The organism is Psychrobacter sp. PAMC 21119 (assembly GCF_000247495.1).
In the GTDB taxonomy this organism is placed as follows: Bacteria; Pseudomonadota; Gammaproteobacteria; order Pseudomonadales; family Moraxellaceae; genus Psychrobacter; species Psychrobacter glaciei.
In genome coordinates this window covers 160,658-177,742 of record NZ_AHVZ01000017.1, presented here as the reverse complement: position 1 = coordinate 177,742, position 17,085 = coordinate 160,658, and the positions used below count along the sequence as shown (strand labels likewise).

Below are 17,085 nucleotides of genomic sequence, written 5' to 3'. Positions count from 1 at the left end.
TCATTATAATTAACAATAAAAACTAAACTAATCAAATGATATATTTAGTAAATATACACAAAAAAATATTTTGTAGTGCCTAATATAAGCTTCAATTCTAAATATAATAATAATAAGGCAAGATTATGATAAAAAAGGCTTGCAAAGTTTGAGAAACTTGCTAAAATGCTCAACCTAAATAGGCGTATAGCTCAGTTGGTTAGAGCGCTACCTTGACATGGTAGAGGTCAGCAGTTCGAGTCTGCTTATGCCTACCAAATTTAGAAAGCCCCGATCTCACGATCGGGGCTTTTTTTTGTCTGTAAAATATAGGCTGTAGGGGGAAATCCTTGCTTATATCAACTCATAGTTATGGTTATTTAATCAGCTTCAAATCAATTGAAAAAGCGACGGTGACCAAAACGTGAACAACCCTTAGAAATCATTAAAATTAAAATCCTCTTTTTGACCTTTACCGTGAATGAGCTATGCTGAAGAAACCGTACACCTAAACTTGGTAAACTAAGCGTATTAATCGGAGTTCACCATGACCAAGAAATTAAGAACCTACAGTGACGAATTTAAAGCTGAAGCTGTTAAAAGGACAGCAGACAACAACGGCAATATTTCAGCGACTGCAAAACAGCTTGGCATAGCCATGCAAACCTTCTCTACTGGCACAGTAAAGCCAACCAAGGCAAGCTTGTCGGCATAGAACAATATGATCCTGAACTTATGACGGCTCTTCAAGAAATAAAGCAGCTCAAGCAACAACTTAAAGTTGCCGAAAAGGAACGTTAAGAAACAGTCTAGTAGACTGTTTTAGTGACGCAAGACGTAGGTGACAGCTAGTAAGGTACGCCTTTATTAAAGACAATCAGTAGATATTTAACATCACCACTGACTCAAATCATAACAAGCTAGTTTATCCAAACGTGCTGGATCAAAAGTTTGACGCCAGTCGACCTAATGAATCTTGGGTCAGTGACATAACTTATATCTGGACGAATGAGGGCTGGCTGTACTTGGCTGGTGTTAAAGACTTATATACCAAAGAGCTCGTCGGCTACGCTATAAGTAAGCGCATGACCGCTGATTTAGTTTGCCGTGCATTGAATATGGCAATCAAGAACAAGAGACCAGACCAAGGGCTAATAATCCACTCTGACAGGGGCAGCCAGTATTGCAGTCATGCCTACCACAAGATTATCAAACAGCCTCAATTTACAGGCTCCTTGAGTGGTAAGGGCAACTGCTTTGATAACGCTCCGATAGAAAGCTTCTGGGTACATTGAAGAATGAGCTTGTGTATCACCAGAACTATAAAACAAGGTTTACAGCGATCAATGATATCATCGGCTATATCGAGCTGTACTACATGAGGAGCGATTAGCAAAATAAAAAGCCAGATACTTGCAGTATTTGGCTTTTCATAAGGCTCTAAATTATTTTAGAGTGAAGAGTAAAAAGGTAAATCAATCGACTTAGATAACGTCACCATACCCATTATTCATACTATTCTCATCGAACTGCTGCATCACATTTAGCATAGTACCCAGCGTGCTTTGATGCTGAGAGCTAGAGGCATTACTAGGGTTTGGGTTGCTAATGCCATAAGCACCAAATATCTGATCAGCGCTGATATTACCACCGGAGGCAAAGCTGATATTACCAACTGCTGACTCGCCACCTTCAAAGAAATCAGCGATTGTTAATTGATCAGTAGTGCCACTCACTTTGAGAATCAGATCGTCATTGCTGCGCATGAGTCCACTGGCTACGTCATTAAATCCAACACCATCAAAATAGATGTTATCAATGCCGCCGCCCGTATTGTCTATGATATCTTGTCCAAATCCTGCTTCGAAGTAATAGAGATCGTCGCCTACGCCGCCTTTTAACGTATCGTGTCCAGCGCCGCCAATGAGAATATCATTACCCAGCCCACCCTCTAACTGATCGTCCCCGCCCAGCCCTTGCAAGCGATTATTCACATCCGTGCCATTGAGCTGATCATTGGCATCTGTGCCTACGATATCAGCGGCGCTATCACCAGTATCAGGTACGTCTGGTGTCGTATTGTCATCAGGTGTGACTTCTGGTTCAGACATGGACTCTGGTATCGCTTTACCAAATAGCCCAAAGATTTGCTCGTGTGAAATACTACCGCCAGTCTCAAAGCTAATAGTTTCAATGATGCTATCGCCATTACTAAAGTAGTCTTTGATCGTGACTTGATTATTGGCATCGCCATTGACTCGCAGGATAAGATCATTACCAGAGCTCATCAACCCTGATCCAACCTGATTATAAGTGATACCGTTACTAAAGATAATTTCGTCTGCACCATGCGTATCAATAATAGTATCTATGCCAGCTGTGTAGATATATGTATCGTTACCTCTGCCACCTTTCAACTGGTCGTTACCTGCCGTGTCTACGATAGTATTATCACCCGATAGATCTGTATTATCAGTAGGTACTTCAGGATCGGTTGGTGTGGTGGTGTCGTCATTGCCACCATTATCTGTATCACCACTGCCAGATCCAGGTAATGCTGTCAATTGACTAGCGATACTCTGAGCAGAGATAACCATATTACTGCTTGGAACAATATAGTCGATGGCTTTATCATTACTACTAAAATGTCCTTCAACTTTGACTTGCTGATTCAAGTCCCCATCGACTAGGATAATGAGATCATCTCCTTCTTTATGGTAGCTGAGTTGGCTCTTATCTATACCTTGAAAGAAGATGCCGTCATTACCACCACCAGCGTTGTCAATGATATCGATCCCTTGATTGGCTTTGTAGATGTAGCTGTCATTACCTGCGCCACCAGATAAGGTGTCGTTACCGTCTTCACCAGATAAGGTGTCATTGCCTGTGCCGCCGTTGAGAATATCATTACCTGAGTTGCTACCTGAGCCGTTACCGCCTGCTAGGTAGTCGTCACCTGCACCACCATTCAAGGTATCATTACCAGTAAACCCAAACAGCTGGTCATCACCTAAATAGCCGTTAATAAGGTCATTACCATTCGTACCCAGTAGCTGCTCACTGCTATCTGTGCCTTCTACGACATTATCAGGGCTGGTCTCTACGGGCACATCAACGGGTTGGCTTGAATTGACGGTAAGGGTGAGGTAAGTGCCTGCACTAGTACCAAATAGGTCGCCCGCCCATAATATGAAGGAGTAGCTGCCAATACTATCGACAGTTGGGCTACCCGTAAGCGTACGAGTATCAGCATCGAATTTTAACCAGTCAGGAATATCTTGATAACTGCCATCAGCATTTTGAGTGTCTAAAGTGATGCGGTAGTTAAGGCTTGAGTCCCAAACATCTGCATCAACAATGGTATCCGCATCAAACTGAACGCTTAAAGCTTCGTCATCATTGATGGTAATAGCCTGTGCGTGTTTATTGACAGTAGGCGCATGATTGTCTGCTCGATCAATAATGGCATTATCAATGTCTTGTTGTGTGAGAACCACTTGTTCTCCGTTATTGTCGAAGATGATGCGGTCGATTTTGTTGTCGATCATGGGTATGGGTTGGTCATCGATGAGCAGGTCGTCTGATGATGATTCACCTAATGGTATCTCACTATCTAAGTTGCCTTCTCCATTAGGAGAATTAGATAGCAATACTAATGCGTCATCACCAAGAGAGACACTATCAACATCGTTTACGGGTAAAAAGTCAACGTCAGTCTGATTCAATTGCGTATCGGCTACAGCCTCTTTGAAGTAGTCAGCTAGCCAGATGTGCTCGTTACTACCGGCAAAGCGAATCATTAAGCTGTCTTGCTCTCGTGTGAACGACGATTGCTGTTGAGAGTAACCTTGAATGACCAGAGTATCAATTGCTTCTACATTATCAGTCACACTAATAGTGTCTTGACCACCACCTTTTTGATAAATAATGGTGTCATTACCGCCTAAACCATTCACGAAGTTACTCTGTTCGTTAAGCGTAATAACATTATCAAGCTCGTTGCCGAACGCTGTTTTAGCGTCACCTTTTAGAATGAGGTTTTCGACGTTATTTTGCAGATGATGGTAGCTACCAGTATTTGACCAGTTGCCCATATCATCTTGGCGATAGAATCGATGATCATCCCATTGTTCTACAGTATCGTTACCCCCCGAATCTCCATGGACAAATCCATCACGGCTGAGCCTTCCTTCTACGACTTGGTCTCCATGTTTTAAAGTAATCCTGTCGTCATCATTGATAAGTGTTTCATACTGATCGACAACATAGTAGTCATCTCCAGCACCCCCTGACATAATATCCGCGCCACTCCTACCATCTAAAATATTATTGCCTGAATTGCCGTATAAACCATTGTCATTGGTATCACCAGTAATATTAAAGTTACCACTGCCTTTTAAGTGAATTTCTTCAAGGTTAGTGCCTTCAAGATTAAAACTGTCTTCAATGAAAATTGCATCATAACCTTCGTTAGCATTCTCAATAAAAGTATCAAGATCATCGACATCATATGTGTCATCCCCTAAGCCACCGACTAAAGTATCTACGCCCTCATCTCCTTGTAGCCAATCATTGCCTTTGCCACCTTCAATATAATCATTACCAGCGCCGCCAAATAAGGTATCGTGACCGTCTTCACCATATATACTATCTGCACCTGCGTTACCATAAATAAAGTCCTCACCTGTGCCACCTAAAACGGTGTCGATATTGTCACCACCATGTAGCTCATCCCAACCAGCGCCACCATCGATGTTATTTTGGGCAGTTTGATTGCCGTGTACGGTATCATCACCATCATAAGCATTTATAATATTGGTACGATCATTTAGTGTACCAGTGATAACATCACCACTCTCGCTACCTTCAAAGGTTGCTTGCGCCATTAAGTCTTGGTTTAACCATTGCGTTCCATCGGCAAATTGCACGCTTAATGTAGAGTCTAATGAGTTGGAAATATAACCTTTTAATACGAGTTTATCAGTGGAGCTGTATTGGATAAGAAGATCATCACCGTCAAAAGTTATTGATTGGACATCTGATGCGTTGATATCAGTGAACTTAATATAACTTGCTTCACTAGCATAATTACTTTCTTGAATCGTATCTATACCATCACCTGATGAGAAGTGATAAGTATCTTGTCCTACGCCACCTATTAATATGTCATTACCTTTACCACCTATAATTTCGTCATCACCAGCATACGCATATATTTGGTTGTCAGTCTCATTACCACTTAATATATCTATACCACGCCAACCATTGATGTATTCATCAGTGGCAGTAATAGTTAGGTTCTCTAGCGGCATTGCAAGCAGTTCCTTGAGAGGCACTGTAGTATTTGCAAATTCAAACATCAAGCCTTTGATAGAAGCTTCATCCAATGCACCAAGAACAGTAACTTTATCCTCACCAAAACTAATAACTAAATTTTTACCTTGCTGGTAAAATATTACTTCTTCAATAGCAACTCTATCAAAAACTAATTTATCAAAGAAAAAACTTTTATTATCGTAACTTACAAAATCTTCGCCAGATCCTTTAGAAAAGATATAGGTATTGATGCCCTCACCACCGCTAAGATAATCATTCCCTTTACCTGACACAATAATATCATTACCTAGTCCCGCTTCGACAGTTTGACTTGAATCAGTATGAATAATAATAGTGTCATTACCAGCTTGAGCAGAGTAACTTGCTAACTCATTATTATCCAATATGACAAAATCATTTTTTGCCGTACCATTTAGTGTTAGCGCATCAATGTCCAAAAATATATCATCAACAGCCGTTTTCATTTCATCTGACATCGTCGATAATTCATCTCGCCATGTCTGTAATAGAATAAACCCGTGCTCCCAGCCGACAGCATTTATCTTGATAGAATGTATTTGCAACAAGTCCTTTAGGTCTTCGAGTGTACCCAGCATGTCTTGCTCATAGTGGCTTTCAAACAAGCTATTTAATTCGCTAAATTCACCAGTTGATGCATTCAGTTCATCTATATAAGGTTTGAGAGTGGTTTGTGTTAGGAAAGATTCATAAATAATTTTTTTGATATTGCTATAGTTGATAATCATTGGCGTGACGTCGTCAAAATTACCAAGTTGATGATATATCGTTCTAACATTAACACCTAAAAATGCTTCAGAAAACTTAATTTGGGCTTCCACCTCATCATCAGCATATTCTTTTGGATTTGGTGTAATTAAATATTCTGGAACTGGCTCTCCTCGACGTACCCGAATGACATTATCAGAATCATCAGACTGTACCCAAGGTTGAGTCTGTAGAGTGACAATCTCTATATCATTATCAATATACCGTGGATCAGTCAATGCCCATGCCATCATGATGTCATCAATGATGTTCTTTTGAGCGTCACGAGATGTCAACTGACTATAATCATTGAGTAACTGCGCCAGTACTTCAGATTTCATTGCTGCTTGATGAATATCTGCCAAGCGTCCCATGCCACTGATATAGGGTAAGTCTGCAATATCGTCACTCACTGTGACAGTATTTTTATAATCAGAGTAGACGGCATCACTATTAAAATTAATGTCAGCGATATCACCAGTCGAACCATCGGCTTTGGTAAAAATAGCAGATTCTTTAATAAAGCCGCCTTCAACACGTTGGTTAACCGTTTGTTTTTCTGTCAAGTCAATACTACTAATACCAATATCTGTAAGACTAAATAGTTCGCTAGCATCACTGATTCCATCGGTATTCTTGTCTTGCCAGACTTTCAATTCGTTAAAGTGCTCATCTTGACTGTTAATAATTCCATTGCCATCACTGTCTAAGTCAGCTAAGGCTTGCATACCACTATTAGCAGTTGTACCATCTGCTAGTAGTGTGTTGTCACCAAACAACTCTGCTCCTGTATCAATGATGCCATTATCATTAATATCACGTACGAGCAAGCCATCATCAGCAGATATCCAACCTGTCGCTGTGCGGAAGCCATCACTATTATGGTCGAACATTGCCCCGTCGTAATCATTATCAGTAATGGTCTCTATGACTCCATCACCATCTAAGTCAAGGGCAATAGGGTCATAGTATTCAATTTTGTAAGTGTTATCGCTTGGTGGTTTCATCGGTTGTATATCTAGAGCTTTTGTAAGTGCTAATGCTGCTTCTGCAGCTTCCATCAAGAGCTCATTTGCGGCTGTTGGTACAACTTCAGGTAACGATTGTCCCGTCGCTAATAACCACTCTAGTGCTCTCGTATCTCCGGTTAAGAGATCGTATACATCAGGTTTTGCCTCACTAGCCACCAGTGCCGTCAACATCATACTGGCAGTCAATGCATCAAATCCTTCACCTTCAGTATCTCTAATCTGCTCCCATACCGCTTCCTGTACTTGGGCTCCATAGGGGCCGAATGCTTCGCCCACGATGTCCATTGGGGTCTTTAACGTCCAATTATCTAACGTCAAGCCATGTGCTTCAAAAGTCTTTTCATGAAAATCTCTGGTATCTGCAAAATCGACATCTGTTGTAATTATGCCACCGGTCTCTCCTGAATTCTCTATCAGTGTGTTTAAATAATTTACTGCCATATCCGTTTTAATCTGATTCACTTGCTCAGCTGAAAAATTTTGAGCTGATGTGTTATCCATAAAACCATTAGCCGCTTGACCAGTCGCGGTTTGATTGGTGGCAACACCTTTTGCCCAACCTGCGTAGGTATATCCGTTGTCTTGCAGCTCTGTATAAGCAGCAACGGCGGCATCGACACCGCCAGCTTCTACTGCATTACGCATGGATTCAAGCTGCTGGGTGGTATAAGCGGTTGGTGAACCTGACGATGTGCGAGTGGTAGTCATGATGAGCTCCTAAGTTAAGTTTTATAGCAACACTTACGACGTCTTACGAAAGTTTAAAATCTGTTGTCTGACTACCTGCTCAATCTGTTGCCAATCAGCCAGATTATGGCGAGAATATTGCACATTGACATATAAACCCATCTGTGGCTCTAGATCGAATTGGTGACTACAAGGTGGCCTTGGCACATCTCTATTACTGCACTTTATATAGGTTGTAATCTGCCCCGTTTCATCTCTCTGGATAAACACATCTTCTGCGTATCGGTTTTCACGATAGGGGCTATCAGTTTTCGGGTCTATACCCGGCGGTGCGTAAACTTCCAATCCAAATTGCTCATTATCAAGCTGTTCATATTCATGTACAGGCCCTGCTTCCTTACTAGGATTAAGCGTTCCATCACCGATACGGTGAATAGCACCTACTCCATGATATTTATTTCCAGAGGAGACATTGACTGAGACCCAAGGATCATTCGGTAAATACTGTTCTTTTTTATAAGCTTGTTTAAGTTCGTTATTACCTTTATTGAGTATGGCATTATCGGTATAGCGCACGTAAAAGACAAAGCTATTGATCTTTGAGTCATAGCTGCGTGTGGGTTTTGAACCTTCTCGTTTTTTACCCCATGCAGGATCGCCGTCATACTCAACCAGACTTACGATATTTTTGGGTAAATCAACGGGGACACCGCCTAAATCACCAACATAGTTTGCAGAAAACACATCGCTACAGGAGGTAGCGAGTGTAGAAGCCATGACCATAATGATTACCTTACTTAATTTTTGAATAAACATTGAATACCTGAATAAATTGAGAAGTGAATATTGGTTACGGTACAAAACAGCTGTTAATTTTCTAGACTATGTCCTGTAGTGGTAATTAAGGCGTCTTTGCCCAAACTCTCTTGTGTTTTTACAGCATCTAAAAATGTTTGCATGATTTTGGTTTGGTTTTCAACCCTTACCCTTGTAATCCAAGTTCAGCAATACCTGCATAGATTAAAGAGACTTACCACAGGTAGGTAAAATCGATATAACAATCTTCATTAGTGAACTCATGACTAGTTTTTTATTTGAGAAATTAATTAATTTTCGCATAAACGGTAGTATTTCAGAGATAATCAGCAACTTATACTAACAATTGTTTACATAAGTGTATAGTTTTTTTATTGTATTTTTATGCCAAATATCAACATCTTGAATCTAATGTGGCTTCATAAGATAGATGCTCTCAATTATTGATAAAAGGACTAGAAAAGATAAAGGTTAAGAAGATGGACACAGAGAAGTGGAAGTACATACTGGAGCGTGGATTGTAATCTTGATATATTGAATTCTTGGCCGCTATGAGAAGTAGCGTTATAGAAGCGCATATTGAACCATGTGAGGCTATATGATTTATGAAAGATAAACAGAACAACTTGGTAGAGATATAGAAGATACCGCTGTATGTTTCTAACGGTATCTAAGATTTAACTTTGAACTTCCCCTTCTGTCAGTGCCATCAGATGCTTCTCTTGCAAAACTTGAGCAGGATCTCGCAATTGTTCAAGCTCAGCATCCAATCTGGTTAACTTGGTTTTTAGCGGCGTTACATAAATATGAATTAGACAATAATATACGACTAGCAAAAAATACTTTTGCCTTAAAATAAGATAGTTGACCGTTATAAATGGCTAAAAACCAACTATCACCTAAGATATTATGGACAGAGTAGCAGTCAAAAATACTGCCAAATGGCAGTGCCTAATTACGAGTTAAATATTAATTTACATTAGGGTCTGTTGAAGTCAGTTGGTCGAGCTACCTTGACATGGTAGAGGATGTCAGCAGTTCGAGTCTGCTTATGCCTACCAAATTTAGAAAGCCCCAGTCTAACGATTGGGGCTTTTTTTGTCCGTGAAATATGGGCTGTAGCGGGAAAGGAAACTATACGTAGATTCAAATTTTCTTTTTCGGCACTCTCATCGAACGTCATTAAAAAACAGGTGTGCCTAAGTTGTGCCTGCTTTCTATTTCGCCTATCTTTCAGAGTAGCACTTTCGACCTCTACCCTAAATTATTTAAAACACTCTCAAGTGGCACAATAGGCGATTCATACGACAATGCCTTGGCTGAAATCATCAACGGGCTATATAAGTCTGAGGTGATTAAGTACCTAAAAGAACAGTAACATGCGGTGAACGATGTTGAACTGGCAGCCCTTGAATGGATAGTACTTCGAGCATAGCTCTCGTCTTGCAAAGCTAAATCGATAACTAATCTATTTTTAACGTTTCTCAGGTCTAATAAAGCCCGACTGCATAGTGCAGTTGATTATGTTTCGCCTTTTGAGTTTGAAAAGCGGTATTATGATAATTTAACCCTGTCAGGCATTGCTGATTGACTTAAGTAAACCAGTCTCTAATATAGTCCGCCAGATCACCACCCTTAGGGAGTTCGAACATGATCCTGAAACTTAACGTCAAACTCCATTATCGACTCTCCGCGCCAATGGACCTTTTACTTCAGATCGAAGCCGCCGATCTTGCGGATCAGCGGGTGCGTTCGACCGAGATTTGGACATCAGACGTTGCGCATTTTTCACGGGTCGCCGCCGATGATGGCATAGGAGAGCGGATTTGGATCCGCGCCGAAGGGGATTTTAGCTGCACTTACATCGCAGAAATTGCCGTTGACCGTCCTATCTTGGACATATCGGCACTGCCCCAAACGCCACTCCACCTTTTGCCCGGAGAGACGATCAAACATTTGATGCCATCTCGCTATTGCCCGTCAGACGAGTTCCAAGCCTTCGTGGACGCCGAGTTTGGCGATCTCGCCAGCGGCGCACGGATTGCCGCGATGCGCGATTGGATCGAGTCGGCGTTTAGCTATGTGCCCGGATCGAGCCACGCACAAACCACCGCGCTCGACAGCTTTGTTCAACGTCAGGGCGTCTGCCGTGACTTCGCGCATGTTCTCGTGACACTAGCGCGTGCGTCGTCGATACCAGCTAGGTTCGCGAGTGTTTATGCGCCTGATGTGACGCCACAGGACTTCCATGCCGTGGCCGAAGTCTATCTCGGGGGAAGCTGGCACCTCATTGATCCGACGGGCATGGCAGATGCCGATACGATGGCCCGCATCGGTGTTGGATCTGATGCATCCAGCGTCGCGTTCTTAACCTCGTTCGGATCCATAGAATTGGTCAGCCAATCGGTATCCGTGAGCAGACAAGCTTAGGATCCTGACCCTAGGCATGAGGGCCTGCGATTAAGACACTGACCGCCGCCATAACAGGAGGGGTGCGGCAGTGGTCTTGCTCAATCGGTTTCGCGCTCTTCACGTTCTTCACCCTGCGGATCAAGGTCTTCGTTCAACGGATCAAGGACACATTAGTCATGCCATGTTGCGTATCCAAGAATAAGCAAGACCAAGATCTGCTACAAACGAGTAACGGCATCGGTATTATTGTCTCAAGACAGATGTTGTCTCTCATGCACGATAAAAACTTTACTAAAGCGTCTCAGGCTGCTGCCTTTTTAGGACTGATCTCCATTCAGTCTCTAAACCCATTTTCAAAGTGGTATATTCGTTCATCGACAGCATGGGTCATTATGATCGAGCTGTCTGATTAAAACCTCCCATGTTAGTTTCTACAATTTCTTCAGAATAGCTCAATTGACATATAGTTTAGCGAACTGGATTGCACTCAAAAAAAATCACATAAAAGTAGGCAATGTCGTTTTATGGATCACTTGTCTAACTGATAAGTGGGTATGTATGTCTTTAACGCTAGTAAGCTTATGTAACTTACGAGTAAATTCTTCATAACCGTTGAGGTCTGGGCTTACCACCTCTAATAAATAATCGTAAGAGCCCGAAACAACATGTCCATTAATCACCTCATCCATCTCAGATAACGCTTTTTCAAAGGCTGTAATTGATTCTTCTTGATGGTTACTCAGACTAACTTCTACAAAAAAGCTCATCGTAATACCAACTTTAGCTTTGTTTACGTTCGCCTGATAGCCCTCTATATAAAACTCATCTTCTAAACGTTTCAAGCGTCTGGCACAAGGTGAGGGTGACAACCCTATTCGCTCAGCTAATTCAGCCGTTGATAAGCGGCCTTCTTTTTGAAGCACTTCCAAAATATGACGATCAATTTTATCCATAGATTATCTCTCTAGCGTTTTCAGCCAAAATTTCACAGTTATTTAGCATTATCCATCAAATAACTGTGAAATTGCAATCAATAAACAGAGATAAAGGCGTGGCTTTTGGTTGATAATTGGTTTTTAAATATAAGCATAAGTAATCAATATGAATACAGTATTTCAGTCCTCACCACGTAAAAAACCCTTATTCATAATGTCGCCGCTAATGAAAGGCTATGTGGCTATGATTATTGTGTTATTTATCTGGTCAGGCTTTGCATTAACTGTTCGAGCTGTTGGTGCGTCGTCGTTAAGCATTGCTGATGTCATGTTAATTCGATTTAGCGTGCCCCTACTTTTATTGACGCCATGGGTATTGTCTAGTTTGAATGAAATCAAAAATATTAGATGGTCTGATATCACGTTTATTATGCTTGGCGGTGTTCCTTTTCTCTTGCTAGCCACTTTTGGCGCGAGCACTGCTCCTGCAGCTTACGTTGGCACTATTTTGACAGGGACGCCAGTATTCTTTGCCGCACTCTTGTCCTTTATTTTTTATCGCCAACGGATCTCGTTAAGTAAATTTTTGGCATTTCTTCTTATTCTCTTTGGCATAGCCACTATGATTGTCGGGAATGCAAGGTCAATACCTGACAGTCTTCTACATGGTGCAGCCTTTTTACTGATAGCGAGTCTGGTTTGGGCGGGTTACACCTTAGGCTTAAAAAACACGAAATTGAGTCCAATAGCTGTTGCTATCGTACTTTCTTATACGTCATTTTTTGTGACATTGGTGATGGTACTATCTGGTATTTTGAAGACAAATCTAGGGGTGATTTCTTTTGACGACGCTCTACCTTTTATCTTAGTACAAGGCGTTGGCGTCGGTGTTATCTCAACCATTGGATTTTCTTATGCGGTCAATAAACTTGGTTCTATTCGCTCTTTATTGCTTGGCTCGCTTTCTCCCGGATTAACCGCATTACTCGCAGCGTTAATCCTCAATGAACTTCTGTCAATCACAATGATATGTGGCATAGTGTTAAGCACAATTGGTGTCATTTTGTCTAATCGAGCGAAATAAATAACGACATGTCCTCATTTTAAAAATGAAGATAAAAATGAGATAAATTGCAGTCAGACGAGGAAAATAGCGCAGATAATATCAGGATATTAACCAGCTATTTAACGATGTTTGGCAAAATTTAGCCATTTTTAGCCCGTTTAGATAGGATCAATTGAATTGAGGACACGCCCTAGTGTGCTAAAAATTTTAATCTTGTTTTGGAGTAAATGCATGATGATTAGAGTTTCCTTTGAAGGCATATGATCTACAGTTATAACGCAAACCCTTTGAAAACAATATGCCTTGCCTATACGGTGTAATGGTATAGCTACCATACTCGAAATAAGTCCCGTAACACTATCAGTAATAGTGTTACGGTTAGCTAAAAATATTTAATCAGTTTTGCAATTTACTGATTCAAATGCTTGGCATGAAAGCGCAAATGTTCTTCAATAAAGCTGGCGATAAAGTAGTAACTATGGTCATAGCCTTCATGCAATTGATACATTAAAGGGTAATCATTTGATTCTGCCGCCGCCAGTAGAACTTTTGGCTTGAGCTGCTCTACAAGGAAGTTATCAGACGCACCTTGATCCACTTTAATAGGGATACAGTGGGTTGCTTTTTTTATGAGCTCACTAGGATCATATTTCAGCCAACTGGCTTTCTCTTTACCTAGGTAAGCAGTAAAGGCTTTTTGTCCCCATGGAGAATTCACAGGGTTACTGATAGGACTAAAAGCGGATATTGAACTATAGCGCTCTGGATTCAGCATGCCAATGTTTAACGCACCAAGACCGCCCATTGAATGACCGGCAATCGCTCTCCTGTCTGATACAGGGAACGACGCTTCAATCAATTCAGGCAACTCGTTGACTACATAATCGTACATCTGATAATGCTTGCTCCAAGGCATCTCAGTGGCGTTAATGTAGAATCCTGCCCCTTGACCTAAATCGTAGGCTGCATCATCAGCAACATCTTCACCACGAGGGCTAGTATCTGGGGCGACAATAGCGATACCCAATTCTGCAGCAATACGCTGTATCCCAGACTTCTGCATGACGTTCTCATCTGTGCAGGTCAAGCCTGACAACCAATAAAGGACAGGGACTTTTGTACCACTGCCCATCTGAGGCGGCAAGTAAATAGCAAACTGCATACTACAATTTAATGATTTTGAATGATGGCTATACTGCTTATGCCAGCCACCAAAACTTTTATTGACACTAATATTCTCTATGGACATACTAAAACACCTCTGTTAAAACATTAAATGCTGCCCCCGCAAAGAGACAGCACTGTTATCATGACAACATAACTACTTAATGTTAATCACCTATAAATGACCGATCATTTGTTAAAAAAGATCATGATGATTCATTCTTAAAAATGAATAACCGTACGAATACTTTCGCCTTTATGCATCAAGTCAAAGGCTTCGTTGATGTCATCAAGACCCATCGTATGAGTAATGAAATCCTGTAATGGGATTTCGCCCGCTAGATAGCGCTCAACATAACCTGGCAATTCCGTACGACCTTTCACGCCGCCAAATGCTGAACCTTTCCAGACACGACCAGTCACTAACTGGAATGGACGGGTTGAGATTTCTTTACCTGCACCAGCCACGCCGATAATAACCGACTCGCCCCAGCCTTTATGGCAGCACTCTAGCGCCGAACGCATCACATCGACGTTACCGATACATTCAAACGAATAATCAACGCCGCCATCGGTTAGCTCAACGATGACTTCCTGAATTGGTTTGTCATAATCTTTTGGATTAATGCAGTCAGTTGCGCCCAGTTTTTTGGCTAACTCAAACTTGCTTTCATTGATATCAATCACAATGATGCGGCTGGCTTTTGCCATTGCAGCACCAATGACCGCTGACAGCCCAATACCGCCCATGCCAAAGATAGCGACCGTAGCACCTTCTTCGACTTTTGCAGTGTTCATGACCGCACCCATACCAGTCGTGACGCCACAACCTAGCAAGCAAACTTCTTCTAATGGGGCTTCTTTATTGACTTTAGCCAATGAAATCTCTGGCAAGACAGTATATTCAGAAAAAGTTGAGCAACCCATATAATGGTAAATTGGCTGACCATCTTTATAAAAACGCGTGGTACCGTCTGGCATCAGACCTTTACCTTGGGTCTCGCGCACGGCTGAACACAAATTGGTTTTGCCTGAGGTACACATTTTACATTCACCACATTCTGCGGTGTATAGCGGAATAACATGGTCACCAACTTGGACGCTGGTCACGCCTTCACCAATTTGCTCAACGATACCACCACCTTCATGACCCAAAATCGCTGGGAATACGCCTTCTGGGTCTTCACCAGATAAGGTAAAGGCATCGGTATGACAAACGCCGCTAGCGATGATTTTTACCAATACTTCGCCTTTGCGCGGCAGCATGACATCCACTTCTTCGATAGATAGCGGCTGATTTGGCCCCCAAGCAATGGCGGCTTTCGATTTAATAAATTTATCTGACATAAGAGTCTCTCTTTTTGGTTAGTTGATTGTTGTCCCTGTTCAACTCAGACATATTTCTAGAACACCATGTTGAGCTGAGCGAAAAATTTGATCTCTATTTACTTTATCACTTTGTGATAAGGGTATTCTACTGACTTTCTATTATCTTCTAGCCTCAGCTAATAGAGCTAATTAGAAAGATTTAGGGCCACGCGTTGCCACTCTAAATCAATGGCTATGCCCTTGTGATAGGCTAATGGTAGCAACGCCTACTGCAACCAACCCCATGCCGATCCAAGTGCTCAAATCGAGATGTTGTCGGTAGATAACAGACGATAATGCCGTTACTGTCACTATTGCAAGTCCTGCCCACAATGCATGAACAATACCAACCGGCATTCCTTTCATTGCCTGTCCTAAAAAAACAAAGGCAGCCAGATGTCCTAATAGAACTAACATACTTGCTAACGGCTTAGTGAAGCCATCTGTCTCCTTTAATGCAACATGAGACAAAGCTTCTGCGACTACTCCAAAAAAAAGAAACATCCAACTCATCTTTCACCTCTTATATTAGCAAGCTTAGTTACAATGAACTGGAGCTCTTTTGAATTTGTGCTTGTATTATATCTATTTCTGATTAGATGATAATATGCTATATTCGAAAGTATCTTTTACATATAGGTAATAATGATGAAATGGGATGGTATCAGTGAGTTCGTTTACGTGGCTGAATACGAGAGTTTTACGAAAGCTGCAAAAAAAATAGGCATCTCGACCGCCCAAGTGAGTCGACAGGTAAGCGCCTTAGAGCAACGTCTCAATATTAAATTGCTCTATCGAACGACTCGTAAGGTCTCATTAACAGAAGAAGGTAATGTTTTTTATCAGCACTGCCGTGGGGTACTTGATGGTCTGGATGCCGCGGAGCAAGCAGTGACTCACTTGCAATCAAAACCGCAAGGCATGATTAAACTGACAGCTCCTGTCACTTATGGAGAGCGACAATTAATACCATTGGTGAATGACTTTATGGTGCAATATGATGATATTGAAGTAACTGCCCTTCTGAGTAATCAACAGCTTGATTTGGTTGAAGACAGCTATGATTTGGCCATTCGCATCGGAAAGCTTCGTGATTCGACCATGATGGCAAAAAAGCTCAGTAGTCGCACTAATTTTGTCTGCGCGTCGCCCTCTTATATTGAAAAATACGGCATACCGCATTCTCTAACCGAGCTTGGTCAACATAACTGTTTGTTGGGTACGCTAGACTACTGGCACTTTAAAGAATCGGGTAAAGAGAAAAATATTCGAGTGGCAGGTAGAGTGCGCTATAACAGCGGTTATAGTTTAGTCGATGCGGCTATAAAGGGCTTGGGTATTGTGCAGCTACCTGATTATTACGTACAAAAGCACTTAGAGTCGGGGGAGCTTGTCAGCTTATTGGATAACTTTAGAGAACCTGAAGAAGGTATTTGGGCCGTTTATCCTCATAATCGCCATTTGTCGCCAAAAATTAGGCTGCTACTAGATTATTTAGCAGCACATTTATCTAAACCCTAACTGG

Annotated in this window: 10 protein-coding genes, 2 tRNA genes and 2 pseudogenes; 8 read left to right on the top strand and 6 right to left on the bottom strand. The window is 41.6% G+C overall.

The annotated features are described in order from the left end of the window. Positions 1–180: 180 nt before the first annotated feature. A tRNA-Val gene (locus tag RH96_RS07155) sits at positions 181–257 on the top strand. A gap of 269 nt (positions 258–526) precedes the next feature. Then, positions 527–1,357: pseudogene (locus RH96_RS14965) on the top strand (IS3 family transposase); the annotation flags it as partial. Between the two features lie 106 nt (positions 1,358–1,463). Here RH96_RS14965 and RH96_RS14560 read toward each other — a convergent pair. Both RH96_RS14560 and RH96_RS07135 read right to left on the bottom strand, forming a co-directional pair. Next, positions 1,464–7,820 (bottom strand): calcium-binding protein, encoded by a 6,357-nt coding sequence (locus RH96_RS14560; protein ID WP_010199167.1) that lies wholly within the window; start codon positions 7,818–7,820, stop codon positions 1,464–1,466. 33 nt (positions 7,821–7,853) lie between these two features. Then, positions 7,854–8,582 carry a hypothetical protein gene (locus tag RH96_RS07135; RefSeq protein ID WP_010199165.1) on the bottom strand — a complete coding sequence of 243 codons (729 nt, stop codon included), beginning with the start codon at positions 8,580–8,582 and terminating at the stop codon, positions 7,854–7,856. A gap of 1,015 nt (positions 8,583–9,597) precedes the next feature. On the opposite strand from RH96_RS07135, the gene RH96_RS07130 reads away from it, so the two are divergent. From RH96_RS07130 to RH96_RS07120, 4 genes and pseudogenes are all read left to right on the top strand, one after another. After that, positions 9,598–9,676 (top strand) — tRNA-Ser (locus RH96_RS07130). 218 nt (positions 9,677–9,894) lie between these two features. Beyond that, positions 9,895–10,206: pseudogene (locus RH96_RS15200) on the top strand (hypothetical protein); the annotation flags it as partial. A gap of 59 nt (positions 10,207–10,265) precedes the next feature. After that, positions 10,266–11,045 (top strand): transglutaminase-like domain-containing protein, encoded by a 780-nt coding sequence (locus RH96_RS07125; protein ID WP_010199156.1) that lies wholly within the window; start codon positions 10,266–10,268, stop codon positions 11,043–11,045. 158 nt (positions 11,046–11,203) lie between these two features. Continuing rightward, positions 11,204–11,440: a transposase gene (locus tag RH96_RS07120; RefSeq protein ID WP_010199145.1), complete on the top strand. Its 237-nt coding sequence runs from the start codon at positions 11,204–11,206 to the stop codon at positions 11,438–11,440. 84 nt (positions 11,441–11,524) lie between these two features. On the opposite strand, the gene RH96_RS07115 is transcribed toward RH96_RS07120, so the two are convergent. After that, positions 11,525–11,980: an Lrp/AsnC family transcriptional regulator gene (locus tag RH96_RS07115; protein ID WP_010199142.1), complete on the bottom strand. Its 456-nt coding sequence runs from the start codon at positions 11,978–11,980 to the stop codon at positions 11,525–11,527. 148 nt (positions 11,981–12,128) lie between these two features. Between RH96_RS07115 and RH96_RS07110 the strand changes: the two genes are divergently transcribed. After that, complete coding sequence (locus RH96_RS07110) at positions 12,129–13,046, top strand: DMT family transporter (protein ID WP_141629709.1); 918 nt, start codon at positions 12,129–12,131, stop codon at positions 13,044–13,046. 391 nt (positions 13,047–13,437) lie between these two features. Here the strand turns inward: RH96_RS07110 and fghA are convergent, their stop codons facing one another. From fghA to RH96_RS07095, 3 genes are all read right to left on the bottom strand, one after another. Beyond that, the gene (fghA, locus tag RH96_RS07105) at positions 13,438–14,271 is read right to left on the bottom strand and encodes an S-formylglutathione hydrolase (protein WP_192811744.1); all 834 of its coding nucleotides are present in this window, start codon (positions 14,269–14,271) and stop codon (positions 13,438–13,440) included. A 143-nt stretch (positions 14,272–14,414) separates the two neighbouring features. Continuing rightward, a complete protein-coding gene (locus RH96_RS07100) occupies positions 14,415–15,539 on the bottom strand; it encodes an S-(hydroxymethyl)glutathione dehydrogenase/class III alcohol dehydrogenase (RefSeq protein ID WP_010199121.1) in 1,125 nt (374 codons plus the stop codon). 207 nt (positions 15,540–15,746) lie between these two features. After that, positions 15,747–16,064, bottom strand: a complete 318-nt coding sequence (locus RH96_RS07095) for a DMT family transporter (RefSeq protein ID WP_264623041.1) — start codon at positions 16,062–16,064, stop codon at positions 15,747–15,749. A gap of 144 nt (positions 16,065–16,208) precedes the next feature. Here RH96_RS07095 and RH96_RS07090 point away from each other — a divergent pair, with 144 nt between their 5' ends. Then, positions 16,209–17,081: a LysR family transcriptional regulator gene (locus RH96_RS07090; RefSeq protein WP_026037200.1), complete on the top strand. Its 873-nt coding sequence runs from the start codon at positions 16,209–16,211 to the stop codon at positions 17,079–17,081. Positions 17,082–17,085 lie beyond the last annotated feature (4 nt).